Origin of the sequence: Lactococcus formosensis, from assembly GCF_037892375.1 — a bacterium.
In the GTDB taxonomy this organism is placed as follows: domain Bacteria; phylum Bacillota; class Bacilli; order Lactobacillales; family Streptococcaceae; genus Lactococcus; species Lactococcus formosensis.
The window spans coordinates 1,298,955-1,324,237 of sequence record NZ_CP141721.1; the positions used below are offsets into that span (position 1 = coordinate 1,298,955).

General features: G+C 41.0%; 26 protein-coding genes. 15 read left to right on the forward strand and 11 right to left on the reverse strand.

What is annotated here, in order from left to right; all coding sequences use genetic code 11:
- The first annotated feature begins 10 nt into the window (after window positions 1-10).
- The 10 genes from VNN39_RS06375 to VNN39_RS06420 all read left to right on the forward strand — a co-directional run bounded on the left by VNN39_RS06375 (window position 11) and on the right by VNN39_RS06420 (window position 9,805).
- Window positions 11-808 (forward strand): PTS mannose/fructose/sorbose/N-acetylgalactosamine transporter subunit IIC, encoded by a 798-nt coding sequence (locus tag VNN39_RS06375; protein ID WP_213496003.1) that lies wholly within the window; start codon window positions 11-13, stop codon window positions 806-808.
- The gene (locus tag VNN39_RS06380; protein ID WP_019294115.1) at window positions 801-1,625 is read left to right on the forward strand and encodes a PTS system mannose/fructose/sorbose family transporter subunit IID; all 825 of its coding nucleotides are present in this window, start codon (window positions 801-803) and stop codon (window positions 1,623-1,625) included. The genes VNN39_RS06375 and VNN39_RS06380 overlap by 8 nt, the downstream gene beginning before the upstream one ends.
- Before the next feature lie 173 nt (window positions 1,626-1,798).
- Window positions 1,799-2,608, forward strand: a complete 810-nt coding sequence (locus VNN39_RS06385; RefSeq protein ID WP_338997112.1) for a gluconate 5-dehydrogenase — start codon at window positions 1,799-1,801, stop codon at window positions 2,606-2,608.
- Between the two features lie 20 nt (window positions 2,609-2,628).
- A complete protein-coding gene (locus tag VNN39_RS06390; RefSeq protein WP_165713463.1) occupies window positions 2,629-3,465 on the forward strand; it encodes a hypothetical protein in 837 nt (278 codons plus the stop codon).
- A 55-nt stretch (window positions 3,466-3,520) separates the two neighbouring features.
- Entirely contained in the window at window positions 3,521-5,281 is a 1,761-nt protein-coding gene (locus VNN39_RS06395) for a DUF2264 domain-containing protein (RefSeq protein WP_338997114.1), read from the forward strand.
- A gap of 45 nt (window positions 5,282-5,326) precedes the next feature.
- Window positions 5,327-6,334: a LacI family DNA-binding transcriptional regulator gene (locus tag VNN39_RS06400; RefSeq protein WP_270231566.1), complete on the forward strand. Its 1,008-nt coding sequence runs from the start codon at window positions 5,327-5,329 to the stop codon at window positions 6,332-6,334.
- Window positions 6,335-6,481: 147 nt separating this feature from the next.
- A complete protein-coding gene (kduI, locus tag VNN39_RS06405) occupies window positions 6,482-7,327 on the forward strand; it encodes a 5-dehydro-4-deoxy-D-glucuronate isomerase (RefSeq protein WP_165711578.1) in 846 nt (281 codons plus the stop codon).
- Window positions 7,328-7,358: 31 nt separating this feature from the next.
- Window positions 7,359-8,165 (forward strand): gluconate 5-dehydrogenase, encoded by an 807-nt coding sequence (locus tag VNN39_RS06410; RefSeq protein WP_165711577.1) that lies wholly within the window; start codon window positions 7,359-7,361, stop codon window positions 8,163-8,165.
- Between the two features lie 30 nt (window positions 8,166-8,195).
- Window positions 8,196-9,164: a sugar kinase gene (locus tag VNN39_RS06415; RefSeq protein ID WP_338997118.1), complete on the forward strand. Its 969-nt coding sequence runs from the start codon at window positions 8,196-8,198 to the stop codon at window positions 9,162-9,164.
- Window positions 9,164-9,805, forward strand: coding sequence for a bifunctional 4-hydroxy-2-oxoglutarate aldolase/2-dehydro-3-deoxy-phosphogluconate aldolase (locus tag VNN39_RS06420; RefSeq protein WP_338997119.1), 642 nt, complete (start codon window positions 9,164-9,166; stop codon window positions 9,803-9,805). Before VNN39_RS06415 ends, VNN39_RS06420 begins: the two co-directional genes overlap by 1 nt.
- Before the next feature lie 39 nt (window positions 9,806-9,844).
- Here VNN39_RS06420 and VNN39_RS06425 read toward each other — a convergent pair whose 3' ends face one another.
- The 9 genes from VNN39_RS06425 to VNN39_RS06465 all read right to left on the reverse strand — a co-directional run bounded on the left by VNN39_RS06425 (window position 9,845) and on the right by VNN39_RS06465 (window position 18,194).
- Complete coding sequence (locus VNN39_RS06425) at window positions 9,845-9,982, reverse strand: hypothetical protein (protein ID WP_019294124.1); 138 nt, start codon at window positions 9,980-9,982, stop codon at window positions 9,845-9,847.
- A gap of 269 nt (window positions 9,983-10,251) precedes the next feature.
- Window positions 10,252-10,902 carry a GNAT family N-acetyltransferase gene (locus VNN39_RS06430; RefSeq protein ID WP_338997121.1) on the reverse strand — a complete coding sequence of 217 codons (651 nt, stop codon included), beginning with the start codon at window positions 10,900-10,902 and terminating at the stop codon, window positions 10,252-10,254.
- Window positions 10,895-11,272: a PaaI family thioesterase gene (locus VNN39_RS06435; protein WP_165711573.1), complete on the reverse strand. Its 378-nt coding sequence runs from the start codon at window positions 11,270-11,272 to the stop codon at window positions 10,895-10,897. The genes VNN39_RS06430 and VNN39_RS06435 overlap by 8 nt, the downstream gene beginning before the upstream one ends.
- The gene (gene menC, locus VNN39_RS06440; protein ID WP_338997123.1) at window positions 11,269-12,372 is read right to left on the reverse strand and encodes an o-succinylbenzoate synthase; all 1,104 of its coding nucleotides are present in this window, start codon (window positions 12,370-12,372) and stop codon (window positions 11,269-11,271) included. Before menC ends, VNN39_RS06435 begins: the two co-directional genes overlap by 4 nt.
- Entirely contained in the window at window positions 12,362-13,714 is a 1,353-nt protein-coding gene (gene menE / locus VNN39_RS06445; RefSeq protein ID WP_338997125.1) for an o-succinylbenzoate--CoA ligase, read from the reverse strand. Before menE ends, menC begins: the two co-directional genes overlap by 11 nt.
- 3 nt (window positions 13,715-13,717) lie before the next feature.
- Entirely contained in the window at window positions 13,718-14,560 is an 843-nt protein-coding gene (menB, locus tag VNN39_RS06450) for a 1,4-dihydroxy-2-naphthoyl-CoA synthase (RefSeq protein ID WP_339006973.1), read from the reverse strand.
- A gap of 31 nt (window positions 14,561-14,591) precedes the next feature.
- Window positions 14,592-15,419 carry a 2-succinyl-6-hydroxy-2,4-cyclohexadiene-1-carboxylate synthase gene (gene menH / locus VNN39_RS06455; protein WP_338997128.1) on the reverse strand — a complete coding sequence of 276 codons (828 nt, stop codon included), beginning with the start codon at window positions 15,417-15,419 and terminating at the stop codon, window positions 14,592-14,594.
- On the reverse strand, window positions 15,409-17,055 hold the full coding sequence (gene menD, locus VNN39_RS06460) for a 2-succinyl-5-enolpyruvyl-6-hydroxy-3-cyclohexene-1-carboxylic-acid synthase (protein WP_339006975.1): 1,647 nt from the start codon (window positions 17,053-17,055) through the stop codon (window positions 15,409-15,411). Before menD ends, menH begins: the two co-directional genes overlap by 11 nt.
- Window positions 17,056-17,057: 2 nt before the next feature.
- Complete coding sequence (locus tag VNN39_RS06465; RefSeq protein ID WP_339006977.1) at window positions 17,058-18,194, reverse strand: isochorismate synthase; 1,137 nt, start codon at window positions 18,192-18,194, stop codon at window positions 17,058-17,060.
- An 80-nt stretch (window positions 18,195-18,274) separates the two neighbouring features.
- Here VNN39_RS06465 and VNN39_RS06470 point away from each other — a divergent pair, with 80 nt between their 5' ends.
- From VNN39_RS06470 to VNN39_RS06480, 3 genes are read left to right on the forward strand one after another with little or no spacing between them, the layout of a single operon-like run.
- A complete protein-coding gene (locus VNN39_RS06470; protein WP_338997134.1) occupies window positions 18,275-18,844 on the forward strand; it encodes a GNAT family N-acetyltransferase in 570 nt (189 codons plus the stop codon).
- Window positions 18,837-20,117 (forward strand): DRTGG domain-containing protein, encoded by a 1,281-nt coding sequence (locus VNN39_RS06475; protein WP_165711566.1) that lies wholly within the window; start codon window positions 18,837-18,839, stop codon window positions 20,115-20,117. The genes VNN39_RS06470 and VNN39_RS06475 overlap by 8 nt, the downstream gene beginning before the upstream one ends.
- Window positions 20,118-20,128: 11 nt before the next feature.
- Window positions 20,129-21,052 (forward strand): DHH family phosphoesterase, encoded by a 924-nt coding sequence (locus VNN39_RS06480; RefSeq protein WP_165711565.1) that lies wholly within the window; start codon window positions 20,129-20,131, stop codon window positions 21,050-21,052.
- A 77-nt stretch (window positions 21,053-21,129) separates the two neighbouring features.
- Here the strand turns inward: VNN39_RS06480 and VNN39_RS06485 are convergent, their stop codons facing one another.
- Both VNN39_RS06485 and VNN39_RS06490 read right to left on the reverse strand, forming a co-directional pair.
- Entirely contained in the window at window positions 21,130-21,744 is a 615-nt protein-coding gene (locus VNN39_RS06485; RefSeq protein ID WP_338997137.1) for a histone H1-like repetitive region-containing protein, read from the reverse strand.
- 110 nt (window positions 21,745-21,854) lie between these two features.
- A complete protein-coding gene (locus VNN39_RS06490) occupies window positions 21,855-22,820 on the reverse strand; it encodes an asparaginase (RefSeq protein ID WP_014024504.1) in 966 nt (321 codons plus the stop codon).
- A 261-nt stretch (window positions 22,821-23,081) separates the two neighbouring features.
- On the opposite strand from VNN39_RS06490, the gene VNN39_RS06495 reads away from it, so the two are divergent.
- Together VNN39_RS06495 and VNN39_RS06500 are read left to right on the forward strand one after the other, a co-directional pair.
- Window positions 23,082-24,488, forward strand: a complete 1,407-nt coding sequence (locus VNN39_RS06495; protein WP_026063797.1) for a Cof-type HAD-IIB family hydrolase — start codon at window positions 23,082-23,084, stop codon at window positions 24,486-24,488.
- Window positions 24,489-24,604: 116 nt separating this feature from the next.
- Window positions 24,605-25,264, forward strand: a complete 660-nt coding sequence (locus tag VNN39_RS06500) for an HAD family hydrolase (RefSeq protein ID WP_017369270.1) — start codon at window positions 24,605-24,607, stop codon at window positions 25,262-25,264.
- Window positions 25,265-25,283: the final 19 nt, after the last annotated feature.

Below are 25,283 nucleotides of genomic sequence, written 5' to 3' on the forward strand. Positions count from 1 at the left end.
GAACGATAAAATGCATTTAACAGTCCTACAAATCATTTTAATTACAATTTTTGCTTTTATTGCCATCAATGATTCATTGATTTCGAATTCGTTGACTCAGCCAGCTATTGCCGGTATGATTTCTGGTTTAATCATGGGGGATTTGAAAACTGGTTTAATGGTTGGTGGTACCCTCCAGCTTATGCGCTTAGGTATTGCAGCGTTTGGTGGAGCTTCTGTACCTGACTATTTCACAGGTGCCGTCCTTGGTACAGCCTTCGCTATTATTTCAGGGAAAGGCGCAGCTTATGGTATTGGTTTAGCTGTTCCTGTCTCACTTCTGATGCTCCAACTTGACGTTGTGGCACGTTTCTGTAATGTCTTCCTGCTTCACAGAGTTGATAAAGCTATTGATAAAGAACAATACGGCCGTATTCCACGTTTGGTTCTCTCTGGTTCATTTCTTTGGGGGCTATCTCGTGCTATTCCCATCTTACTCATGCTCATCGTTGGTGATGCTGCCGTAACAACCTTGACCAATGCAATGCCTGAATGGTTGATGACTGGTCTTCAAGTTGCTGGGGGCACATTGCCTGTTGTCGGTGTGGCGATACTCTTGCGTTATTTGCCAACGAAACAATATATTCCCTATCTTATGGTCGGTTTCTTCCTTGCAGCATATTTACAAGTTCCGATGATGGGGATTGCGATTGTCGGAGTAGTCGCAGCACTCTTGGTGTTCAAACGTGACAGCACAAAGCCTGCACCAGCTGAGGCAGGCACAACAAATGGCCAAAACTTTGAAGGAGGCTTTGACGGTGATGAATAACAATAAAGAAGTAATTACAAAAAAAGATTTAAATAAAATTAGCTGGCGTTATATCTTGGGAAGTCAGCTCAACTGGAACTATGAACGTATGATGAGTTCAGGTTATCTTTATGGCATCATGCCTGTTCTGAAAAAGCTTTACAAAGACGATAAAGAACTTAAAGATATGGCTAAAACGCATAACCAATTCTTCAATACCAATGCTATTTTTGGTAATTTGATTATGGGGATTGATGTAGCCATTGAAGAAAAAGAAGGTTATAAAGCGAAGGAAACTGTGGCGGCTTTGAAAACGGCCCTCATGGGATCACTTGCAGGTGTCGGAGATTCACTTTTCCATGTTATTTGGGGAACAATCTTTGGTTCTGTTGCAGGAACTTTAGCTCAGCAAGGTTCGACTGTCGGCTGTCTCCTCTGGATTGCTGCAAATATTGCCTTGCTCTTTGGTCGCGCTGCTTTACTTCCACTAGGGTATAAACAAGGGGTAAAATTAGTAACCACATTAAAAGATAAACTCTCTGCTTTTACTAATGCGGCAACTGTTCTGGGTGTGACTGTTATTGGCGCTTTAATACCAACGGTTATCAAGGTAGCTACGCCACTGGTTTACACAAATAACGGTGTTAAGTTAGAAATGCAAGCAACATTAGATGGAATCTTGCCAGCCTTAATCCCAGTTTTGCTCACATTGTTAACTTACTGGATGTTGGGCCAAAAGAAATTGAACTCTACACGTGTTATTTGGTTGGTTTTAATTTTCACGATTGTTCTCAGTGCACTTGGCATTCTAGGGTTACCTGTGCCACCAGCAAAATAAAACACAACACACATTGTATAAGGCATTCGTCTTGCACGGTGTGTGAAGAATTTTCGGATGACTTACCTCACTTACACAATTCCGAGTCATTGGAAAATTTTTCATAGACCGTATAAGAACAAAAGGTTCATATTGCATATGAACCTGCTTTTTAATAAGAAAAGGAATAAAAAATGACAGATAATATTTTAAAATTATTCAGCATGGAGGGAAAAATAGTCCTTATCACTGGAGGGGCACATGGGATTGGATATTCTCTTGGTATTGCTTATGCCCAAGCAGGTGCAAAGATTGTTTTTAATGCCAGACATCAAGCGGGAGTAGAAACGGGTTTAGCAGCTTATGAAAAAGAAGCCATTAAGGCTTATGGCTACGTCTGCGATGTCACAGATGAAACAGCAGTTGCGGCTATGATGCAGCAGATTGAAGCAGAAGTTGGAAGTGTAGATGTTCTGGTGAATAATGCGGGCATTATCGCACGACAATCGATGCTTGACATGACAGCGAGCGATTTCCGAAAGGTTGTAGATGTTGATCTCACAGGTCCTTTCATTATGTCGAAAGCCGTGCTTCCTGCGATGATTAAAAAAGGAGGCGGCAAGATTATCAATATTTGCTCCATGATGTCCGAGCTGGGCCGTGAAACTGTTTCGGCATATGCCGCAGCCAAGGGCGGTTTGAAAATGCTGACGAAGAATATCGCCTCTGAGTATGGTAAATATAATATTCAGTGTAATGGTATCGGCCCTGGATATATTGCTACCGAACAAACGAAACCACTGCGAGAACGACAAACAGATGGTTCTCGTCATCCTTTTGATGCCTTTATTATTGCGAAAACCCCGGCTGAACGTTGGGGGAAACCGGAGGATTTACAAGGTGCAGCTGTCTTCCTTGCTTCAGATGCTTCCAACTTTGTAAATGGGCATATCCTATATGTCGATGGCGGTATCCTTGCCTATATCGGCAAACAACCTGAATAAAGAAAACGGAGAAACAAAGAATGATAAAAATTGAACTGCTTAATAAGGACAAAGAAAATATCTCTGGTAAATTTGATCATGAGAAAGAGTACGCACCATTTATGGCTCAAGGAAACCAGCTTTGTACACTAGGAATCAAGGAATATGTGTATCAGATGGGAGATAAGATTCGTGTTACAGTAGATGAGGTTCCAGGTTATTATATGGTTCAGATGGATGAAACTCTTGCGCCATCACTCCTTTATTTTACTCAAGAAGAATGGTTATATGAAATCCCTTTAACAGAAAATCTGCGAAAGTCCTCTGTGGAGACGGCCTTCAAATCCGCACGCCATAGCTTGACCGTGCGCAAAGCCCATCCTTTTGAAATTTCAAACTATCAAAATCTTTCTTTTAATGCGCATGATCAAAAAGAAAACTCAGGCGTATATCCGCATGCTTCGGCCAATGTCGAAACACGTGATGAGTCGGTCTTTTTCGCGAAAAATGCCATAGATGGTAAATGCGCTAACCTATCACATGGTTCATATCCTTTTGCCTCATGGGGAATTAATCAGCAGGCTGATGCAGAATTAACCATTGATTTTGGCCGTCATGTTGAAGTGGATCAGCTGAACTTACTTTTCCGCTGTGATTTTCCACATGATAGTTATTGGCAAAGTGTCGAAGTTACATTTTCAAATGGTAATTGTATGAGATTTGACACAGAAAAGCAGGCAGAGTATCAAAACTTTAAATTTCCGACACAGCAGACCACTTTTATCAAACTGGGTCATTTAAACAAGGCACAAGATGATTCGCCCTTCCCAGCGCTGACCCAAATTGAAGTTTTTGGAAAAAACCAGCCTGTTCAATAAGACTATACCTATCCCTTGCAAAGTCATGGGATATTTTCATCAGAAAAGAGATAAAATGCGAGAAAAGAAATTAAAAGCTTTAAAATGGGATTCTTATGAAGAAATCACGCAGGGATTCAAACTTATGCTTAAACCGCTCAAAGTAAAAATGAATGGTTCTGGTCATATCGACTTGGGACACAATCACGGTGCTATCTATGATGAGGAGACAAGTCAGATGGAAACCTTTAGCCGTTTGGTCTGGGCGATTGGTCCTTATCTCAGTCAAAATGAAGATGTTTTTCTCACAGAAGAAATTCGTGCTTCCTTTATAGCGGGAACAGATCCTACAAGCAAGCATTATTTTGGCGCGCTCGCCAACTACGACCAAAAATTTGTCGAAATGGCAGCCTTAGCGACCTGTTTACTGCTCAATAAGGAGACCATCTGGAAGGACTTTAGTCTGCAAGAAAAAGAAAATATAGTCAACTGGCTCCTTCAAATCAATGAACAAAAAATCCCCAAAAATAACTGGCGTTTTTTCCGTATCTTGGTCAATGTCACCATGAAAAACTTGGAGATGCCTTATTCTCAAGAAATAATTGATCAAGAGTTTGCCTTCATTGACAGCTGCTATCAAGGGAAGGGATGGTATTGTGACGGTAAGGCAAGTCAGGTGGATTATTATATTCCGTGGGCATTTCATTACTATAGCTTGCTCATCTCAAAATTTTTAAATCCTCATGAAGATGCTGAACGGCTTAAAAAGATTAGGGAAAGGGCAACTTTATTTGCGCAGGATTATCAGTATTGGTTTGACCGAGAAGGACGAGCAGTGCCTTTTGGCCGAAGCTTGACTTATCGTTTTGCACAGGGCGCTTTTTGGTCAGCCTTAGTTTTTGCGGATTTGGAAGCTTTGCCTTGGTCAAAGATTAAAGCGCTCTTTTCAAATCATATGCAATCCTGGTTTCGGGAGGCAATTTTTACTGAAAATGGCATTTTAAATGTTGGTTACGCTTATCCCAATCTCAATATGGCCGAAAATTATAATGCAGCAGGTTTACCTTACTGGGCTTTTAAAGCATTTTTACTCTTGGCAGTTGACCGTCAACATCCTTTTTGGCAAGCCGACAAACAGTTACCACGCTTATCACGCAAACGAATCGCCTCTAAAGAAATGCGAGCCTTGATTGAACACAGCGCCCATTCGGATCAAGTTATGTTTTATCCAGCTGGGCAGTTCATCGAAAATCAGAGTCATGCACCAGCCAAATATGGTAAGTTTGTCTATTCGACACAGTTTGGTTTTAGTGTACCCAAAGGCGCTTATTTTTACGCTGAAGGCGCTTTTGATAATACCTTAGCGCTGAGTGAAGACGGGCTGTACTTTCGAGCACATGCCCAAGATGACTCTTTTGAAATCTTCGAAGATCGTGTGGTGCATTACTGGTTACCCATGCCAGCCGTTCACATCAAAAGTACGATTATCCCTTTAGGTCAAGCGCATCTGCGTATCCACGATATCCAAACAGACAAAGTATTGTGTGTAGCAGAAGGTGGTTTTTCCACAACGATTGAGGAAAGCTCAACTTTTTCTGATAATAAATTTGCCCAAATAGACACGCCATTAGGGAGCAGTAGTATCAGAGCGATCAAAGGCTATGACGAGGCAGACATTGTTCGGCCAGAAGTGAATACCAATGTGTTGTATCCACGCAGTATTTTTCCTTGTCTTCAGGGAAAGATTCAGCCCGGTCAACATCGCTTGATAAGTCTCATAACTGGAGCAGTGGTACAGGAGCAAGATTCAAAATGGAGCACAGTAAGTGAAAAATAACTTTTTTCTTATTATTTTTTTCAAAGTATCGTATAATAAGGGCATATGACTAAAAAAGTAACGATCAACGATATCGCAAAGTTAACTGGGGTATCAAAATCAACCATATCCAATTTTTTAAATGGTAAATTTGCAGGGATGTCAGAAGAGACACGGCAACGGATTCAAGATAAAATTGAAGAGCTCGACTATCGTCCGAACCGTCAAGCGCGTGCTTTAAAGTCAAGTTACTCTTCACTTATCGGGATTTCAGTAACCGACATTTCCAATCTTTATACATCACGTTTATTAAAAGGGATGATGGAAAGATTGCAAAACACCAAGTACCATACGCTTATCATGAACTCGGACCTCGATGAAGAGTATGAACAATACAATATCGAAAAATTATTAGACGAGAAAGTTGATGGCATCATCCTTCAGCCTCTTAAAGCTGCAGCGGCCGATTATAAGTCGATTGATTCAGACTTGCCCTTAGTCCAAGTCGATCGCTACCTTCAACCCCTTATTTGGCCAGCTGTTATTTCTGATAATGGTGAGCAATCAAAAAAATTAGCGGAAAAGATTGTCAAAGAAGGCTATCAAAGGATTGTCATCTTAACACCGCCAATGCAGAATTCTTCAACTCGTCTAAAACGCTATGAAGGAATTACCGAAGCAATAAAAGATACGGATATTGAACTGGAAGAAGTATTCACTGAAGAAGTCAAGGATCTCTTTACAAGTGATCCAATGATTTGGGAAAAGATCGAGCCTTTCTGTAAAGATGATAAAAAGACAGCCGTCTATGCCTTCAACGGCGGTCTGCTTTATGGTGCTATTAAAATTCTGAAAGATAAGCAAATTGCTGTGCCAGATCAAGTGGGAGTGGTAGGTTATGATGATGGAGCTTTGGGAGAGCTGATTAGCCCAGGGTTGACTGCTATCGTTCAGGATCCCGTAAAGATAGGCTACACAGCTGCAGATCTTTTGGTCAAAAATATCGAAGCCAAAGCGCAAAAAGCAGAACTTACAGTCGTTGACTCAGATCTAAAAATCAGACATTCACTATAAAAATATCAAAGGAAAAATATCCTTTGGTATTTTTTTATTTTTTATACTTGACAAAACAACTGAAAGCGAATACAATAGATGTTAGTAAATCGGTTTAGTAAATCGGTTCATCAATTTTACAAATTACAAATAAAAAAGGAGCATCAAATGAACAATCAAACAATGGATACACGTTATACGCACTCACCAAAGGATATTGCGAAATTTACGACACAAGAGCTGCGCGAAGAATTTGCAGTAGAGACCATCTTCGAACCTAACTTTATTCATTTGGTTTATTCGCACAATGACCGCTTGATTTTTGGCGGAGTTGAACCGACAGAAGAACCTTTGGAAATTGTTCTAGATAAAGTTCTTGGGGTAGAGTATTTCTTAGAACGTCGTGAGCTTGGTGTTATTAACATTGGTGGTGATGGTAGCATTATTATCGATGGCGAAGAAGACGAAGTTTTACACCGTGATGGGTACTATATCGGAAAAGGGACAAAGGAAGTTATCTTCAAATCTAAAGATCCGCAAAACCCAGCAAAATTCTACGTGGCTTCAGCTCCAGCTCACCAAAAATACCCGAATAAAAAAATCGCTCTGGCCAATATCAATCCTTTAACACCGGGTGATGATGAACATATGAATAAACGTAAGATCAATCAATATGTTCATCCAAACCAAGTTGAATCTTGCCAACTCCAAATGGGTTTAACATCACTTGCTCCTGGTTCTGCATGGAACACAATGCCTTGTCACACACATGAACGTCGTATGGAAGCTTATCTGTACTTTGAATTGCCAGAAGACAATGCCATTTTCCACTTCATGGGTAAACCCGAGGAAACAAAACACTTAGTGCTTCAAAACGAACAAGCGGCAATCAGTCCAAGTTGGTCCATCCATACAGGCGTAGCCACAAGTAATTACTCTTTTATCTGGGCAATGTGTGGCGAAAATATCACTTATGACGATATGGATATTGTTCCAATGAATGAACTTAAATAATAAAAATAAACGAAAAAAGAAAGAGAAGATTATGACTGAGAATATTTTAAACACCTTTTCACTTGAAGGAAAAATCGCCCTTGTAACAGGAGCGACTTACGGTATCGGTTTTGCCTTGGCATCAAGCTATGCCAAAGCGGGAGCAACGATTGTATTTAATGACATCAACCAAGAAGCAGTTGATCGTGGTATGGCAGCTTACCAAGAAGCAGGCATTACAGCACACGGTTATGTTTGTGATGTGACTGATGAAGCAGGAATTAATGCAATGGTTGAGCAAATTGAAAAGGAAGTCGGCATCATCGACATCTTGGTCAACAATGCCGGTATTATCAAACGGACACCGATGATTGAAATGTCTGCCGCAGATTTTCGCCAAGTGATTGATATTGATTTGAATGGTCCATTTATCGTTTCTAAAGCTGTTATTCCAGGCATGATGAAAAAAGGTGGTGGTAAAATCATCAACATTTGTTCAATGATGTCAGAGCTTGGTCGTGAAACAGTTTCAGCCTATGCTGCTGCTAAAGGTGGATTGAAAATGCTGACGAAGAATATTGCTTCTGAGTATGGCAAATATAATATCCAATGTAACGGTATTGGCCCAGGCTACATTGCGACACCACAAACAGCGCCTTTACGTGAGTTACAAGAAGATGGTTCACGTCATCCTTTTGATTCTTTTATCATTGCTAAAACGCCAGCAGAGCGTTGGGGAGAACCAGAAGATCTTGAAGGCCCAGCAGTCTTCTTGGCGTCGAAGGCTTCTGACTTTGTCAACGGTCATATTCTCTATGTAGATGGCGGAATCTTAGCCTACATTGGTAAGCAACCATAAAATAAAGAGCTGAACCTTGGAGAAAGAATTATGCCAAAATTTATAACAATAGGTGAGCCTCTAGTCGTGATGGCCTCACAAGATGTGGATGTCAGCTTAGATGAAGCAGTACATTTCAAGAAATACCTCGCAGGAGCAGAATTTAATGTTGCACTTGGTATCAAACGTTTAGGTCACAGTGCGGGATATGTATCCAAAGTTGGGGCAGATACTTTTGGACGGTTTATCACTGAGGCTGCACAAGAGGCAGAGCTGGATACGCAAAACTTGATTTACGATGAAAACTTTTTGACAGGTGTTTATTTGAAACAATGTGTGAGTACGGGGGATCCGGTTACTTCATATTTTCGTAAAAATTCAGCTGCTTCAAACTTGAAGATAGATGAGATTGATTTATCTACTTTAGCAGATGTTCAGATTGCTCATCTTTCAGGGATCTTTCCAGCATTATCGCCCAGAACACTTCAAACTTTTAGAGCGTTTAATGATAAGCTGCAGGAAAATAAAGTCTTCACGGTATTTGACCCAAACCTTCGTCCAGCGCTTTGGAAAAATCAAGAGGAAATGATCTCCACACTTAATGAATTAGCTAAAAAGAGTCAGATTATCCTTCCAGGTATCAACGAAGGAAATATTCTTATGGGTTCAAGTGACCCAGAAGAAATTGCTGATTTTTATTTAAAGCAAAGTGATTTAACGACAAGCGTTGTGGTGAAGCTAGGATCAGAAGGTGCTTATGTTAAGACAAAATCTGGACAAGCCTATACAGTTCCTGGGTTTAAAGTTACCAATGTAATAGATACAGTGGGCGCAGGAGATGGCTTTGCTGTCGGCTTAGAATCTGCTTTACTTGAAGGTAAAACGCTGGAAGTTGCTGTACATCGTGCTTGTGCTATTGGCGCTTTGGCAGTTCAAAGTGCGGGGGATAGTGAAGGATATCCGACACGTCAGGAACTTATGGACTTTTATAAGAGTCGAAATTATCAAGGAGATTTATAATGCAAAGAGCAGAATTATTGGAAAAGGTGATTAAGTCGGGCGTTGTTTCAGTGGTACGCGCAGATAATGCCGAAGATGCCGTCAAAATAGTAGAAGCAGTTGTAGACGGTGGGATTAAAAGTATTGAGCTGACTTACTCAGTGCCGCGTGCAAATGATGTCATTGCCGATCTTGTGGCAAGATATGCTGATACAGATGTCGTGGTTGGTGCAGGTACAGTTTTAGAACCAACTTCAGCACGTTTGGCAATTATTGCCGGTGCTCAATTTATTGTGAGTCCAACTTTTAACAAAGAAGTTGCTAAAATCTGTAACCTCTATCAAATCCCTTATATTCCAGGAGTGATGACCCCATTAGAAGCACAGATAGCGATGGAATATGGCTCTGAACTCATCAAGCTTTTCCCAGGAGATATTGCAGGAGCTGCGATGATTAAGGACCTCAAAGGTCCTTTCCCTTACATCAATGTGATGCCATCTGGTGGTGTTAATGAATCAAATGTGGCAGAATGGTTTAAAGTCGGAGCGACTGCTGTAAGTGCAGGAGGTGGTGTGACAGCACCGGCATTAACAGGTGATTTTGCTGCTGTTAAATCAAATGCTGAGAAGTTTATGCTGGCCTATGAAGCCGTAGGAAAATAAATGAAAAGCTTATATCGTTTTGATATAAGCTTTTTACTTTCATTCCTTTTCTAAAAGAATCCGTTTAATCTCCCGAAGCTCTCTTTTAGTACGGCTTTGGTCAAGTGCTAATGACAAAACACCAAGAGCTAAGAAAAAATTTGCGATTTCGGATAGGATTGTAAATAATTCAGTCATTGATTATCCTTTAGCCTATCTGTATTTAATTTTACTCTTGTCATTGTTGTTTTTCCTCTCTATCAAGCTTTTTTCTCAAGATAAAATATATTTACCTAAATATTATCACATTTTAAGTGTTTTAATTTTTAAAAATTCATTGAAAGATGAAGAAAATTATTCTACAAATATGGAGGGAGCTAACAATATAACAGCGGGATTACTTTGTAAAGCTAAGAAAATTTTAATGTGTCGATGCGATGATTTCCGGAGTAATATTAGTAAATGAATTAACCTACGCGCCCCGCATAAACATAATATTCCTCAACATCCTCTTCTGAAACTTCCGCATCATTACTCCAAGAGAAACGCTGTGCGGCGATTCTTTTTAAGCCTTTCTTCTCGTAAAAAGGATAGTTGGAATAGCTGTCTGTAAGTAGGAAGAAGGTTTTTGCTTTCTTTTCTTTTAAGTAATCAAGGAAAAGCTGATAGAGTTTACTGCCAAGACCTAAGCCTTTGTAGTTTTCATTTAAGATTAAGAGATTTAAAGCAGCATCAAAGGTTTCCTTGCTTTGCTGTATAAGCTCCTCATTGAGCTTCATGGTTTCCAAGTAAAAGTCAAAAACGGTTTCAGGTTTTCCTTGGTTGATGATTAAGCTCAGCGCTTCAAGTTGGCGGTACCTTATCCGACTTTTGGGAAGGAGATCAGGAGTGAGGGCAGCACCGACGACGCCGATAATTTTCCCCTTATCTTTAGCGACAAAGACTTTTGTAGAGGTCAAGAGGATTGTTTCAAGAAAAAAATCAGCCATAGGCAAGACATTTTCTTGTTTATTCCACTCTTGATAAGCCCAAGTGTCGATAATTAATTGATTGATATCCGCAAGTTCGGCTTCATCTATATCCACCAATTCTGTAAATATTATGTTGTCTTTATTCATATCTTTTTGCCACAATAGCGTTGGTTACAGTGACTTGTGCCACTAAAACCTCACGCGCATCTGTAAACTTCAGCTCCCACACATGTGTACGCCCACCTTTGTGCAGAAGAAGACCTTGAGCAAAGAGTATTCCTACTGCTTTAGTTGGGTTCAAATGATTGCCATTGACCGCTTGGCCGACAGCAAAATGTTTATCGTCAAGCAAGAGATTACTTGCCATACCAGCAGCAACCTCAGCAAAGGCCAGCGTTGCACCACCATTTAAGAAACCTTGAGGTTGCGCATGAAAGTCCTCTAAAGGCATTTGAGCGGTAAAACCTGTTGGGGTTAAAACCAGCTTTTGAATACCCAGTTGTTCAATTAAATTCATGTAAAAATCTCCTTTTTCACGGTGTAATGCTCAAGTGCTGCCTGATTGATAGATACACCCAAGCCCTTGCCACGCGGTCTGTTCATCTTGCCTTCAATAAATTTAATCTCTGGTACGATTAAATCTTCCGTAAAATAATAGGACGAATCTGACAAATCCCCGGGCATGGCATTGTCGCTTAAAGTGGCCAGTTGTGTATGCAATATCTTGGAAATACCACTTTCGACCATACTGCCAATCCAGAAGGAAATGTTATTTTTCCGGCAAAAGGCGATAGCTTCTTTTGTTTGATAAAGTCCACCTAAGCGGCCAATTTTGATATTGAGCATGGTTTTCCCCTTAAGTTGAGAAAGGGTCTGTAAATCACTCCAACTTTGGACATTTTCATCAAAACAGATAGGTGTTGAAAGCTGCAGAAGAATGTCTTTATAATCTTCGAGATTATCAGTAGCAAAAGGCTCTTCAATGCAGACAAGTGCAAATTGATCGAGCTTTATCAGCGCTTCGATATTTTCAAGGGCATAAGAGCGGTTGGCATCAACAGCCCATTGGAGCTGAGGATAATGCTCCACAGCATATTGGACGCGTTCAAAACCATCTGTGGGCTTAATTTTAAGCTTTATTCTTTCCACACCTTGGGCGATTAAGGCTTCGATTTTTTCAGGAAGCTGCTCAAAAGGCACATCGCCCAAGACGGCCCCACGGGATAAAGTTTCTGTCAATGGCTCAGGAAATAGGGCAGCGATTGTATTTTTTCCTTGAGCTTTGTAATAAAGATCCAACAGGGCATTCTCCAAACCTGCCATTGCCATCGGTAAGGGCTGCTCAAAAAACTCATGAATCTCAAAGGGATGTGTGAAGTTTGCTGTTATTACTTTTGGAATGTAAGTCTGCGCCAAGCATTCCCATGAGCTGTCAAATGTTTCTTGCGTGTAGAAAGGTGTGGTGAAGCTTACGCATTCACCATACCCTTGATGGCCGGTTTCGTCTTCGGCAATGATAATAATGGTGTCACGTTGCTTCAGCTCACCTTTAGATGTCTTGAAGTTAAACTTCATCGGAAGTTGGACGTGATTCAAACTGATCGATTTAAGCTTCATGTTTTAAATTTTTCCTAAGGATTTTGCCTGAGGCATTTTTGGGAAGAGCATTCATTTTGATGATCTGGCGGGGAAGTTTATACTTGGCCAGACGTTGACTCAAAAAGCTTGTAATTTCTTGTATATCGGGCGCTCCTGCGTAGAAAAGAAGTGGCACTTGACCCCAAGTCTGATCTTCCTGCGGGACAAGCGCACATTCGATAATGCCCTCTAAGCTATAGAGTAAATCCTCAATCTCTTTGGGATAAATATTTTCTCCACCGGAAATAATGATATCTTTACGACGATTGAGAATATAAAGGAAATTGTCCTCATCAAGATAGCCAATATCTCCTGTGTTGAATAGATGAACGTCTTCTTGATTAAGATAACCTTTCATGAGCATTGGCGATTTTAGATGTATTTCGCCAGCCTGATCAGCATCAGGATTTAAAATTTTAATCTCCACGCCAGGAAGTGCTTGACCGACAGAAGTTAGCTTGTCCGGATATTCCAAAATGTTGAAGGTAACAGATTGGGAAAAAGTTTCGGTCATCCCGTAAGTTTTGTAGACAGGTAGACCTTGTGCAAAACATGCCTGTATCAAAGGTTGGGGAATAAATTCCCCCCCTAACAAGAGGACGCGAAGACTTTTGGCAGCAATTTTTTCATGAACACGTTTAAGCATGGTCGGTACCATGGAAACCATATTGACCGAGCTGTTATTAATCAGTTTAATCAACTCTTCCTCATCGAAAGAAGCACGTATTGTGGCCTGAGTGGCATTATAGAGGCTGCGCATGATGATGGATAGACCACTGACATGAAACATGGGGAGAACGACAAGCCAGTTGTCTTCTGGAAGAATGCCCATGGTTGCTGCAGAAGCAGCCACATGTGCCGCAAGCATTTTCCAAGTGATAGGTACTGATTTGAACTTTCCAGTTGTCGCACTGGTGTTCATGATCACAGCAATTTTCTCTGGCACTGGCTGCCAATTGAGCACAGCTCTACTGGTTTCTAAAGAATGGATATCAGAGAAAGACAAGTCTGCTGGATAGGTTTGCTGGTCCGAAGCAATCAGCAGTTCCACATCAAGTTCAGTCAGTTGCTCTTGGATTTCATTAGCTGTAAGATGGGTGTTGAGCAAGAGGACTTCCTTATCCAAAGCCAACAGCGCAAAGAGCACAATTGCCATCTCTGGCGAATTTTCTGAAAGAAGAGCTAGGCGGTTGTGCCTAGCTGTTTCTTTGTTTAAATGTTGGGCTGTCTGAACAGTTTTATCGTAGACTTCTTTAAAAGTCAGTTGATTTAAGAAAAGTTTATTTGGCGATTTTTCAGCCTGTTCTTTTAACCATTTCATAGCTTATGGGAATTTAGGGAATTGATCAAAGTCAGGTTTGCGTTTTTCTTTGAAAGCATCGCGCCCTTCTTTGGCTTCATCGCTGAGGTAGTACATGAGCGTTGCATTACCAGCAAATTGTTGCAAGCCAGCAAGTCCATCAGTTGCAGCATTCATTGAGCCTTTAAGCATACGAAGTGCCATTGGTGACAAGGCAAGCATTTCTTCGGCCCATTTAACTGTTTCGTCTTCAAGTTGATCAAAAGGTACAACAGTGTTTACCATGCCCATATCCATTGCTTCTTGTGCAGTGTATTGACGGCAGAGGAACCAGATTTCACGTGCTTTCTTTTGACCAACCATAGCAGCCAAGAGTCCAGCACCATAACCAGCATCAAAAGAACCGACACGTGGGCCTGTTTGACCAAACTTAGCATTTTCAGAAGCAATTGTTAAATCACAAACGATATGGAGAACGTGGCCACCACCGATAGCAAAACCGTTGACCATAGCAATAACAGGTTTTGGTGTGATACGGATTAAGTGTTGCAAGTCTAAGACGTTAAGACGAGGGATTTGATCTTCACCAACATAGCCACCGTCGCCACGGACTTTTTGGTCGCCGCCAGAACAGAAAGCTTCCTTATCTTCACCTTGACCGTGGTTAGCACCTGTCAAAACAATGACACCAACAGAAGTGTCGTCACGTGCCACAGTAAAGGCATCGATAAGTTCCACCACTGTTTTAGGACGAAACGCATTACGTACTTCAGGACGATTGATCGTAATTTTTGCAATACCGTTATAAGTTTCGTAGATGACATCTTCGTACTTGCGGTCTAAAGCAAGCCAGTTATATTTTGACATAATTTGTCTCCTTTTTTTGTTTATTTATTCATTATAGCATGGCTGAGTCATGCAAATGTGTCTTTAAGATTAAATTAAAATGCTGAGGCAGTTCAAGATGTGTATTATGCCCTGCGCCCTCCACAATCAGACTCTGTGCTTTTGGATAAGTACTGATTTGTTCAGCGATTCGTTTATATTTTTGATCCAGAGCTCCAGTGATATAGAGAAGTGGTGGGTTCAAATCTTGGAGCTTCTCTGAAATGTCTGGAAGCTTTCCTTGGCTGGTAGCGCGTAAAGTTTGGGCCAGGGCATGAGGTGCATTTAGGGCGCGACTGGACCAAATTTTATATTGCTCTTCCTGAGAAAGATTTTGTTGACTTTGGAAGATGGGGAGCGCGCCCCAATAATTTGCAAACCAGACAGCACCATTTTCCTCGATTTGTTCAGCCAAGTGAAGATCAGCTTGGAGACGTTTTTCACGTTGATTACTGTCAGCTATGCCAGGGGCAGCTGCTTCAATGATAAGTTGTTCAATGGGCTGTTCGGGAAAGTTCAGTGCAAATTGCAGTGCAATCCGTCCACCCATGGAATAGCCCAATAAGCTGTAGCTTTTTTCTTGAAAAAGGTTTTGAATGATTTGTCGAAGCTGCGCACAAATGCTTGCCAAACGGTAAGCATCAAGTTGTTCCGGCTTGCTGGACTTTCCATGTCCCACAAGGTCTAAAGCAAAGATTTGGTAGCCTGATATATCTAAAGCATCCCAAGTCGAAGCAGACTGGCTAAAACCATGTAAGGCTAAAAGGGGCTTACCTTGACCATGGATTCGGACATGAAAGTTAAGTGAGTCAATCTGGATATATTTATCTTCAAATAGCATAAGTCGTATATTTTTTGTGCAAGTCAAAGCTCACATCCTTGTCCGTTTTTATTTCCAGAAGATGAATCCCCGGTTGCGCAAAACTTTGACTGAATTGGCTTTCAAAGTCTTGATAATCTTCCACGAGATGATAATCCAGCCCCACCAATTGCGCTAAGCCTCCAAAATCTAAACCGTGTGGTGTTGAGAACAGGTAGTCAAAATGCGGTTGCCCCTTTTGCGCCAAATGGTGGAAGATTCCGCCACCGTCATTGTTGAAAAGGACGATAGTCAAGTTGAGCTGATGTGTTTTGCCTACGATTAAGCCATTGATATCGTGAAGCATAGAGAGATCACCGGTTAAGAGGACCGTAGGTTGTCCACTCGTAGATATACCTAAGGCGGTTGACTCTTGTCCGTCAATACCATTGGTACCGCGGTTTCCTAAAAGACGAACAGTGGCTTGACGACTGCGCCAAAAGTAATCAACATCGCGTATAGCCATCGAGTTAGAAATCAGAAGCTGTGCTTGTTCCGGAAGAAGGTCTTGCAGACTTTGAACATAACGTCCTTCAAAAGGTGCAGTTTCATCTTTAACTGTATCGAGTTTTTGGCGCATGGAGTGCTGATAGTCTTGCCACTGCTTGAGTGCCCTTTTACCAGAAGTTGAAGGTTGAACTGCTTCACAAAAAAGTGCTGGTTCAGCCTGAATAACCTGTGTCGTGGTTTGACTTGGATTGCGATAATCAAGTGCCGAATCAACTTGGATATATTCTGCCTCAGGATTGCGAGCAATTAATTGTAAAACGCGTTTTGATACAGGAATTTGACCAAACTGAAGGAAACAGTTAACTTTAAGTGTGTTGAGGATCTCTGGATGTGTGAGAAAAGCATCATAAGCATCAATAATATTGGGATGACTAAAATTACGTAAATTAGACAAAGGATCTGCCAAGATAGGTGCGTGAATCTTTTCTGACAGGTCTAAAAGTGCTTTTTGATAATCCGAGTTACTATCAGGTCCTGCGAGAATAATCACATTGCCGCTTAATTCAGGAACAAGCTGCGGCTGAATTTTCCCTTGACTGAGAGAGAAAGGCTTGTGACCTTTTTGGTAATGTTCCGGGTTGAGTTCTGGAATCAAAGGCTCACCGATAGGCACATTGATTTGTACGGCAGCAGCGGGAACATTGGTAGATGCCATATAGGCACGTTGTGCGACCTTACGTGGATAAGTCCAGAAATTATTAGCATTGGGATGACTTAACTCTTCATAATGGTTAACGAATTTGCCAAAGTAATCAGCCTGATTTACAGTTTGTGCAGCGCCCACAAATTGCAAGTCATTTGGCCGATCCGCGCTCAAAATAATCAGAGGTACACGACTGTGTTTCGCTTCAGTAATGGCGGGGAGATAGTGAGCAGCAGCAGAACCAGAAGTACAGATAAGAACTACCGGACGTTGTTGAGCTTTGGCTATACCAAGGGCAAAAAAAGCAGCCGAGCGCTCATCAATATTGACATAAGTGTCATATTTGCCGTACTCTTCAAAAAGCATGGCAAGAGCTGTTGAACGTGAACCCGGGCTAAATACAGCTTCACGTACGCCTAGATTGAAAAATTCATCAACAAGTGGTGCTAAATATTCATTGTTCATTTTTAAAGTGCCTCGAGTATTGTTTTTAATTTTATCTTTGTTTCATCAAATTCAGCTTGACAGTCTGAAGCGGCAACAATGCCGCAACCGGCATAGGCGTAGCATGTTTTCCCATCAAATAGTGCTGAACGAATGGCGACGATGAGTGTTCCATCTCCTTGAGCATCGATTAGACCTAAAGGTGCCGCGTAAAGTCCGCGTTCATGTTTTTCATTGGCACGGAGGAAGTCAAGCGCCGCTTTACTAGGTTGTCCGCCCAGTGCTGGTGTAGGATGAAGGTGCTTGGCCCAATCAATTAAGGAATGGGACGTATCAACCGTCGATAAGAGTGTTCGAAGATGAAAGACATTCCTCAAAGCCATTATCCCCGTTTCCCCTATCTGAACATGGGGTGACTTCTCTAACATCTTGTCCTTAATCTTTTGGACAACAATTTGGTGTTCATGAAGATTTTTCGGGTCTTGAAGTAAGCGGGTATCGCCATGAGCAAGGGAACGGGGAAAGGTTCCAGCTAAAGCATAGCTCAGAATATGATTACCTTCTTTCTGGACCAAAATTTCAGGTGAAGCACCAAGAAATGTTTTACCAGCTTTATGATAAGCAAAAATAAAAGCTGAAGGGTTATTTTCTATCAACCGCTCAAGAATTGGCTCAATCTTAAAAGTCTGCTCACTCGTAAATTTAATTTGACGAGAAGCTACGATTTTGATTGTTTTGCCATGCGCAATATTTTCCTGTAACTTTTGGTAAAGACTTTGCCATTCTTGATAATCCGAAGCTTCTTCTGTATAGCTGTTGGACAGTTTACTTCCCTTTTCGTCCGTAATTTCTGGGAGAGAATCACAGGACAAAACATAAGACTCTGTAGGTGTCTGTACAAAGTAATGCTTAAAAGCGACAATCTCGTTTCCGAAATCTTGCCAAAGCTCATCATTTACTTCATCAAAAAAACTCTGGCTGTAAAAAACGTAAGGATAGTTTGCGATATCTTGTTCTTGCACAGCTTGCAAGCGTTGACTGGCAATAATCAACGTTTGCTTTTGGCTATCGTACCAAAAAAAACGCTCACTAGGGTCAGGGAAAGCAGACCAAAAGGCAAGCGGGTGCTCTAATTTGAGATTTATCCGTCTATAGTTCATAGTAATGAAATTATATCACAGATAGCAGAAGTAACGTGATATAATAGGCTTATTAAAAATAAGAATCTGGAACAGTGAGAATGAATATCAATGTAAAACTTGCGGAACACCAAAAGATTGAAACCAACAGGCTATGGCTTCGTCCTTTTGTCATGTCTGATGCAGCCGATATGTTTGAATATAGCTCTGATGCAAGCAATCTTCAATTTGTTTTTAATTCCCATCCAAATCTTACACATACCAGCTTTGTCATAGCCAATCGTTTCATGAAAGAGCCCTTAGGTAAATGGGCAATCGAACTAAAATCAGAGCAAAAAATGATTGGTTTGATTCAGTTTTCAAAGCTGGTTGAGCAAAAGGGTACAGCAGAATTATCCTATGTACTTCACAAAAAATATTGGAATCAAGGTCTGATGACTGAAGTGCTCGCTTCTGTAACCCAAGTTTGTCTTAAAGAGATTGGACTGAAGCAACTTGTGCTTAATTGTGATCGGGAAAATCTCAGCTCGATACGGGTGGCTCAAAAAGTAGGCTATAAGCGAATTGGCCGTTTTAAAGGTAGCACACAATACAATAAAGGACGCATCTCTGAATTTGAGGAGTTTGCTATTAAAAAAGGAAATCAAGTCTTAGGAGTATCTCATGTCTAAACACGAAGAAATTCTTAATTATATAGAAAAACTTGACATTGGTAAGCAAGTCAGTGTCCGTAGTATCGCTAATCGTTTAAAAGTGGCAGATGGCACAGCTTATCGGGCCATTAAAGAAGCAGAAAATCGTGGTTTAGTTGCTGTAAATGACCGCTCAGGTACTGTTCGAGTATCGGTGAAAGGACAAAAACGTAACCATAAGTTGACTTTCGGAAAAATTGCTGAAATTGCCAGTGCTGAAATCTTGGGTGGACATGCTGGTCTTGAGGTTGAATTCAGTCGTTTCTCCATCGGGGCCATGCAGCCAGAAAGTGTGAAAAAGTTTTTGATGAAAAACAGCTTGATGATTGTCGGTGATCGTAAGGACATCCAGAGTATGGCTTTGCATGGGCAAAGCGCCGTCCTTGTGACGGGGGGATTTGATATTGATCAGGATGTTATTGATTATGCAAATGAGATGGGAATTCCGCTTATGCGTGCGACTTACGATACCTTTACAGTTGCAAATCGTATCAGCCATGCTTTAGCGAATGAATTAATAAAAAAAGACATCATCACAGTAGCTGAAATTTCCCACGATCATCGCCCTGCATTACGCGAAGAAGATACGGTAAAAGACTTTATGGAACTAATGAAGCGGACAAATTTAAGTCGTTTTGTAGTAGTTAATCCACATCGTGTGGTTGTTGGCGTGGTTAGTATGCGTGATATCGCCCATAAAAGCCTGGACACGCAGCTTAACAAACTAATGAACTACCCCGATGTTGCCAAGCAAAAAATGACGGTGGCGAGCATTTCACAAAAGATGATTCATGAAGGTTATGACATCATGCCAATCGTTAATAAAGATTACACCTATGCTGGTGTGGTGACCAAGTCTGAAGTGCTAGAAAGTCTTCAAAGAAGTCAAGAAGAAAGCCAAGTGACACATACTTTTAGTGAAGACATGTCCAGTAAGATTAGTGAAAAAGGCTCTGCTTATACCGTCATGGTTGAACCGCTCATGGTTAATAATGTCGGAAATATTTCTAGTGCTGCCTTGAGTGAAATTGTGGCAATCGTGGTTCAAAGAACACTTGACAAAAGACGGCGTAGAAATGTTATCCTAGAGTCAATGAATCTCAACGTGATGGGCACAGTCGCGATTGATAATCTCTTGGAAATATATCCCAAAGTCATCAATGAGACTCGTTTAGGTGCAGTTGTAGACATAGAAATTTATTATGTCAACAATATAATTGCCAAAGCAGTTGTAAATCTACAAATTACATAAGGAAAGAAATTATGAAAGAAATACTCACAAAAATTAAAGAATATAATACCATCCTCATTCATCGCCATAAAAATCCGGATCCAGATGCGTTAGGTTCTCAGTGCGGTTTACGTGCTATCTTAAGAGCAAATTTCCCAGAAAAGAAAATCTATGCTGTTGGGTATGATGAGCCAACACTTACTTATTTGGCTGAGATGGACCAAGTGGAGCTGGAGTCGGGAACAAAATACCTCAGTATCATCTGTGATACAGCAAATACACCACGGATTGATGATGAAAGATGGATGCAGGCAGATTATGTGATTAAAATAGACCATCATCCAAATGATGATGCCTACGGAGATTTACGTCTTGTTGAGCCAGACCGCAGTTCGGCTTCGGAGATTATTACGGATTTCGCATTGAACCATGACTTAGCTTTAAATAAAGAAGCAGCACGTTTGCTTTATGGTGGAATTGTTGGAGATACTGGGCGTTTCCTTTATCCAGCAACCTCAGCGAAAACACTCTATCTTGCAAGTAAGCTTGCAGAATTTGACTTTGACCGTCCAGCTTTAGGGCGAGAAATGACCTCATTTGATATGAAAGTCGCGCGTTTGCAAGGATATGTTTACGAAAATCTTGAAATTTCCGAAAATGGTGCAGGGCGTGTAATATTAAGTAAAGAGGTTTTGGAAAAATTCAACTTACGCGATGCCGAAACATCAAGCATCGTAGGCACACCAGGCAGCATCCGCGATGTAAAGTCATGGGCGATTTTTGTGGAACAAGCAGACGGACACTATCGTGTACGGATGCGTTCAAAAACCGTACCCATCAACGAAATTGCTAAAAAGCACGATGGAGGTGGACATGCTTTAGCTTCCGGCGCCAACTCATATTCTTTGGAAGAAAATGAGCAAATTTGGCAGGAGTTGCAAGATAATTTGGGATAGAAGCTTTTTGAATAACTTGTATTAAAGATAATGTTAAAAATCCTGACGGTACTTATACCGTCAGGATTTTTAAGTGTTTAACGTTTTGATTTACGATAGCCAGCAGCTATTGCCTGTTCTTCACTGTCAAAGTATACTGCGTTACTTGAGTTCATGTGATATCCAGCTTGTCCTGGAAGATGGTAAATTTTAGATTTTGAATTTCCAATAATTGCACCTTGGTCTTTTGTATAAATCTGCCCAGAATCTTCAATTCTATTCATGGACGCAGCCTGTTCAGCGGCGGCCTGTTCAGCGGCGGCTTTTTCAGCGGCGGCTTTTTCAGCGGCGGCTTTTTCAGCAGCGGCTTTTTTAGCGGCAGCTTTTTCAGCAGCGGCTTTTTCAGCGGCGGCTTTTTCAGCGGCGGCTTTTTCAGCAGCGGCTTTTTTAGCGGCAGCTTTTTCAGCAGCGGCTTTTTCAGCGGCGGCTTTTTCAGCGGCGGCTTTTTCAGCGGCGGCTTTTTCAGCAGCAGCTTTTTCAGCGGCGGCTTTTTCAGCGGCGGCCTTTTCAGCTTCTTCAGATTTCTTTACGATTTGAGACTGTTTAGTGTCTGGCGTTGTTTTACTTCCCTCTGCATCCGTGCAGCCCGTAAGAGATACGGCCATTACAAAAGGTAAAGAAAGAGTAAGTAATACTTTGCTAAATTTTTTCATAAATTTAAATTTCCTCCCAAGCAATTATAAGCTATAAGAAATAATCTTGCAAGGGTTTCCATATAAATGATATTTGCACAAAAAAGAGAGTGTTTTACACTCTCATGATACTAATTTTCGACAAACTTCTTAAGTGCATCACCTTCTAAGCCACCATTCAAGCCAATCAAGAGTTTAATGCGTGCTTTTTGAGAATTTACTTCAGGTGCGAACATCACACCAGACTCTGCCAGCTTAGAGCCACCACCTTCATAGGCGTAGACTGGTTCCGCTATACCATTGAAACAACGGGAAACGAGGACAACAGGTATACCAAGCTTAATGATGTTCATTAATTTTTGTGCAGCTGTAGGAGGGAGGTTACCCGCACCGAGTGCTTCAATAACAAGACCATCTAGACTACTTAAATCAAACAGGTCAAAGACTTCGCCCGTCATCCCGGCATAAGCTTTAACAATCGGAACTTTTCCTTTAACAGAAGAAATATCAAGATGTTGATTTTCGCCATCTGTGTGGAAATAGAAAAGCTTGTGCTTTGTGGCTAAGCCAACGGGTCCATGCGTAGGTGTTTGGAAAGTCGAAACATTGGTCGTGTGTGTTTTGGTAACATAACGTGCGGAATGAATTTCATCATTCATCACTACAAGAACACCGCGATCGTGAGAAGCATCGTCAGCAGCAACACGGAGTGCACTGAGGAAATTATAGATACCATCTGTTCCTAATTCGTTGCTTGAGCGCATTGCTCCTGTCAGTACAATAGGCATACCACGTGGAATTGTTGAATCCAAAAAGAAGGCTGTTTCTTCAAGTGTATCCGTGCCGTGTGTGATGACAACTCCGTCAAATTCTTCTTGGTCGAAGGCTCTGTTGATACGTTTTTTAATCAAGAGCATTTCTTTTGGGGTGATGTGAGGACTAGGAAGGTTAAAAATATCTTCAGCGACCATGTGAATCGAATCAAGGTGCATATCTACCGAATTCATGGGGTTAACCGCGTTTGGCGCCACGCGACCACTGGCATCTTCCGCCATAGAAATGGTCCCCCCAGTATGCAACACTAAAATCTTTTTCATTAGTCAATTTCCTTTCAAATGTCAATAAAGTAAATTTATTATAGCATATTCTATCAGTGAATAAACTCCCGCAAAACTAAGGGTTATCCCGATTAGAAAAAAATTAAAGTGAGTGGAATTTTAAAACTTTTGGACAGCCATTATTCGTGGAATTTTTGGAAAAAACCTGTATAATTAATAGGATAAGAAAGCTTAATAGCAAGTGAAATTTAGCTGATAAGCAAAAGTGATATGAAGAATTTATGAGTATAAGGCGTAGAAATGGATATAAAAGCAGTATTTTTTGATTTAGACGGCACTCTTTTTACAGGAACAAGATCAGTTGCGCCGAGCACGCGCGTTGCCATTGATGAATTAAAACGTAAAGATATATTAGTCGGGATTGCCACAGGACGAGGCCCTGCTTTTGCTTTGCCTTTGATGGAAGAGCTTCACTTAGATTTTGCGGTAACTTATAATGGGCAGTATATCTTTACACCCAAAGCTGTCTTGCATGCAGAAGAGATTGATAAGAGGACCTTACGCAAAATCGTTCGTTTTGCCAAAGATAATCATCGAGATATCTCTTTAGGAGCAGCTCATGGTGTTAACGGCTCTAAACTTTTGAAATTTGGTGAAACACGGATGGCTGGGATTATTTCAGGTATTTTACCATCAGGCACTTCAGACATTGCGCGAAACAGTTTCAAGCATGTCGTACGTCGTGTGGTTCCACAGTCTAATTTTCTAAATATCTTGCGTGAACCCATTTATCAAGTCATGATGGTCGCAACTCAATCAGAAACGGCAATGCTTGAAAAAGAATTTCCTAATTTGATGATTACACGCAGCAATCCCTACTCTGTGGATATGATTCCATGTGATTCTGGTAAACTTCGTGGTATCAAGATGATTGGTGAGCGTTATGGCTTCGATGAGCATCAAGTTATGGCCTTTGGTGATTCGGAAAACGACTTAGAAATGTTAACACATGTCGAATATGGTATTGCGATGGGCAATGCCTCTGATCTCGTTAAAGAAAAAGCAACACATGTCACGACAAGTAATAATCATGATGGAATTGCTAAGGCACTTGCACATTATGGACTTATTGATTTTTCAACAAGCAATAATTTTATTTCACGTGATCAAAACTTTAATAAAGTAAAAGAATTCCATAAAATGATGGACGGGCGGAGTCAGGAGATTCCACGTGCTTTCCCGCCGATGGAAGCGGGTTATCGTGCAGGATTCAAAGTTGAAGAAATAGTGGAATTTCTCTATGCTTCAGCAAATGGGGATAGTGATAAGTTTGACGAACTAACGGCGAATCTACATGCAGATGTGGATAAGGCAGTCCAGAAGGTTAAACGCAAGGCAAAAGATGAAGCGCCGCTGATTGGCGAAGTCGATGCATTGATTGACTTGCTTTACTTTACTTATGGAAGTTTGGTGCTTGCTGGAGTTGACCCTTATGATATTTTCAACTTTGTCCATGCAGCAAATATGGGGAAAATCTTCCCAGATGGTCAGCCGCACTTTGATCCAGAAACGCATAAAATTTTGAAACCTGACGATTGGGAAGAAAAATATGCTCCAGAAGGAAAAATAGAGCGCGAGCTTGAAAGACAAAAGAGAATTGCCTTGCGAAAAGCGCGTGTGCGTGAAGAAAACAACAAGAAAAAATAAAAATGAAATCGCTGTGAAGCGATTTTTATGCTTTTTACCTCTGGTCACAAACTCCGCTCAAAAATATGTTATAATAAAGCAGATATAAGCAGACGATTAGGGAGTTTTAGGTGGAAATGAACAAGTTTAAAGCGGTAATTTTTGACATGGATGGTGTTCTCGTTGACACAGAACAATTCTATGCTCAAAGACGTGAAGAATTCTTTAGCAATCATAATATTTCGATTCAACACATGAAATACTCTGATTTTATCGGAGGAAATATGCGAGAAATCTGGCCGCAAATCTTAGGTGTAGATTATGACCAAGATGAAGCAGCTAAGCTACATGCAGCATATTTAGAGTTAAAAGACAATAACCCACTTCCTTATAAAGACTTGCTTTTTCCAGATGTTAGAGACGTTTTGGAAGCCTTAGAAAAAGACAACTTTAAAATCGGTTTAGCTTCAAGCTCTGCTATGCAAGATATTGATGAAATGCTAAAGGTACATGGTTTACGTCCCTACTTTAAGTCGATTCTTTCGGGCAATGACTTGAAGGCAACAAAGCCTAACCCAGAGATTTATCAACTAAGCATGAAGGCGCTCAATGTAAAACCTGAAGAAACCTTAATCATTGAAGACTCCGAAAAAGGAATTGCGGCAGGTAAGGCAGCTGGAGCTACAGTCTGGGCTATTGAAGATATGCGTTTTGGAATGAACCAATCCGCAGCAGATGTATGGTTACCAAATCTCACAGCTGTTAAAGAAAGACTAGAAGGTCTTTCCGTAAAATAATAGCTTAATGCGCTTAAAA

Excerpts from the sequence above, each read along its gene's own strand:
- VNN39_RS06375 (WP_213496003.1), top strand. The coding sequence starts at position 11 with ATGCATTTAACAGTCCTACAAATCATTTTAATTACAATTTTTGCTTTT.
- kduI (WP_165711578.1), top strand. The coding sequence starts at position 6,482 with ATGAACAATCAAACAATGGATACACGTTATACGCACTCACCAAAGGAT.
- VNN39_RS06380 (WP_019294115.1), top strand. The coding sequence starts at position 801 with ATGAATAACAATAAAGAAGTAATTACAAAAAAAGATTTAAATAAAATT.
- VNN39_RS06385 (WP_338997112.1), top strand. The coding sequence starts at position 1,799 with ATGACAGATAATATTTTAAAATTATTCAGCATGGAGGGAAAAATAGTC.
- menH (WP_338997128.1), bottom strand. The coding sequence starts at position 15,419 with ATGCTATTTGAAGATAAATATATCCAGATTGACTCACTTAACTTTCAT.
- menB (WP_339006973.1), bottom strand. The coding sequence starts at position 14,560 with ATGTCAAAATATAACTGGCTTGCTTTAGACCGCAAGTACGAAGATGTC.
- VNN39_RS06425 (WP_019294124.1), bottom strand. The coding sequence starts at position 9,982 with ATGACTGAATTATTTACAATCCTATCCGAAATCGCAAATTTTTTCTTA.
- VNN39_RS06415 (WP_338997118.1), top strand. The coding sequence starts at position 8,196 with ATGCCAAAATTTATAACAATAGGTGAGCCTCTAGTCGTGATGGCCTCA.
- VNN39_RS06390 (WP_165713463.1), top strand. The coding sequence starts at position 2,629 with ATGATAAAAATTGAACTGCTTAATAAGGACAAAGAAAATATCTCTGGT.
- VNN39_RS06395 (WP_338997114.1), top strand. The coding sequence starts at position 3,521 with ATGCGAGAAAAGAAATTAAAAGCTTTAAAATGGGATTCTTATGAAGAA.
- menE (WP_338997125.1), bottom strand. The coding sequence starts at position 13,714 with ATGAAATGGTTAAAAGAACAGGCTGAAAAATCGCCAAATAAACTTTTC.
- VNN39_RS06495 (WP_026063797.1), top strand. The coding sequence starts at position 23,082 with ATGGATATAAAAGCAGTATTTTTTGATTTAGACGGCACTCTTTTTACA.
- menC (WP_338997123.1), bottom strand. The coding sequence starts at position 12,372 with ATGAAGCTTAAATCGATCAGTTTGAATCACGTCCAACTTCCGATGAAG.
- VNN39_RS06410 (WP_165711577.1), top strand. The coding sequence starts at position 7,359 with ATGACTGAGAATATTTTAAACACCTTTTCACTTGAAGGAAAAATCGCC.
- VNN39_RS06470 (WP_338997134.1), top strand. The coding sequence starts at position 18,275 with ATGAATATCAATGTAAAACTTGCGGAACACCAAAAGATTGAAACCAAC.
- VNN39_RS06400 (WP_270231566.1), top strand. The coding sequence starts at position 5,327 with ATGACTAAAAAAGTAACGATCAACGATATCGCAAAGTTAACTGGGGTA.
- VNN39_RS06480 (WP_165711565.1), top strand. The coding sequence starts at position 20,129 with ATGAAAGAAATACTCACAAAAATTAAAGAATATAATACCATCCTCATT.
- VNN39_RS06485 (WP_338997137.1), bottom strand. The coding sequence starts at position 21,744 with ATGAAAAAATTTAGCAAAGTATTACTTACTCTTTCTTTACCTTTTGTA.
- VNN39_RS06435 (WP_165711573.1), bottom strand. The coding sequence starts at position 11,272 with ATGAATTTAATTGAACAACTGGGTATTCAAAAGCTGGTTTTAACCCCA.
- VNN39_RS06465 (WP_339006977.1), bottom strand. The coding sequence starts at position 18,194 with ATGAACTATAGACGGATAAATCTCAAATTAGAGCACCCGCTTGCCTTT.
- VNN39_RS06420 (WP_338997119.1), top strand. The coding sequence starts at position 9,164 with ATGCAAAGAGCAGAATTATTGGAAAAGGTGATTAAGTCGGGCGTTGTT.
- VNN39_RS06490 (WP_014024504.1), bottom strand. The coding sequence starts at position 22,820 with ATGAAAAAGATTTTAGTGTTGCATACTGGGGGGACCATTTCTATGGCG.
- VNN39_RS06500 (WP_017369270.1), top strand. The coding sequence starts at position 24,605 with ATGAACAAGTTTAAAGCGGTAATTTTTGACATGGATGGTGTTCTCGTT.
- VNN39_RS06430 (WP_338997121.1), bottom strand. The coding sequence starts at position 10,902 with ATGAATAAAGACAACATAATATTTACAGAATTGGTGGATATAGATGAA.
- menD (WP_339006975.1), bottom strand. The coding sequence starts at position 17,055 with ATGAACAATGAATATTTAGCACCACTTGTTGATGAATTTTTCAATCTA.
- VNN39_RS06475 (WP_165711566.1), top strand. The coding sequence starts at position 18,837 with ATGTCTAAACACGAAGAAATTCTTAATTATATAGAAAAACTTGACATT.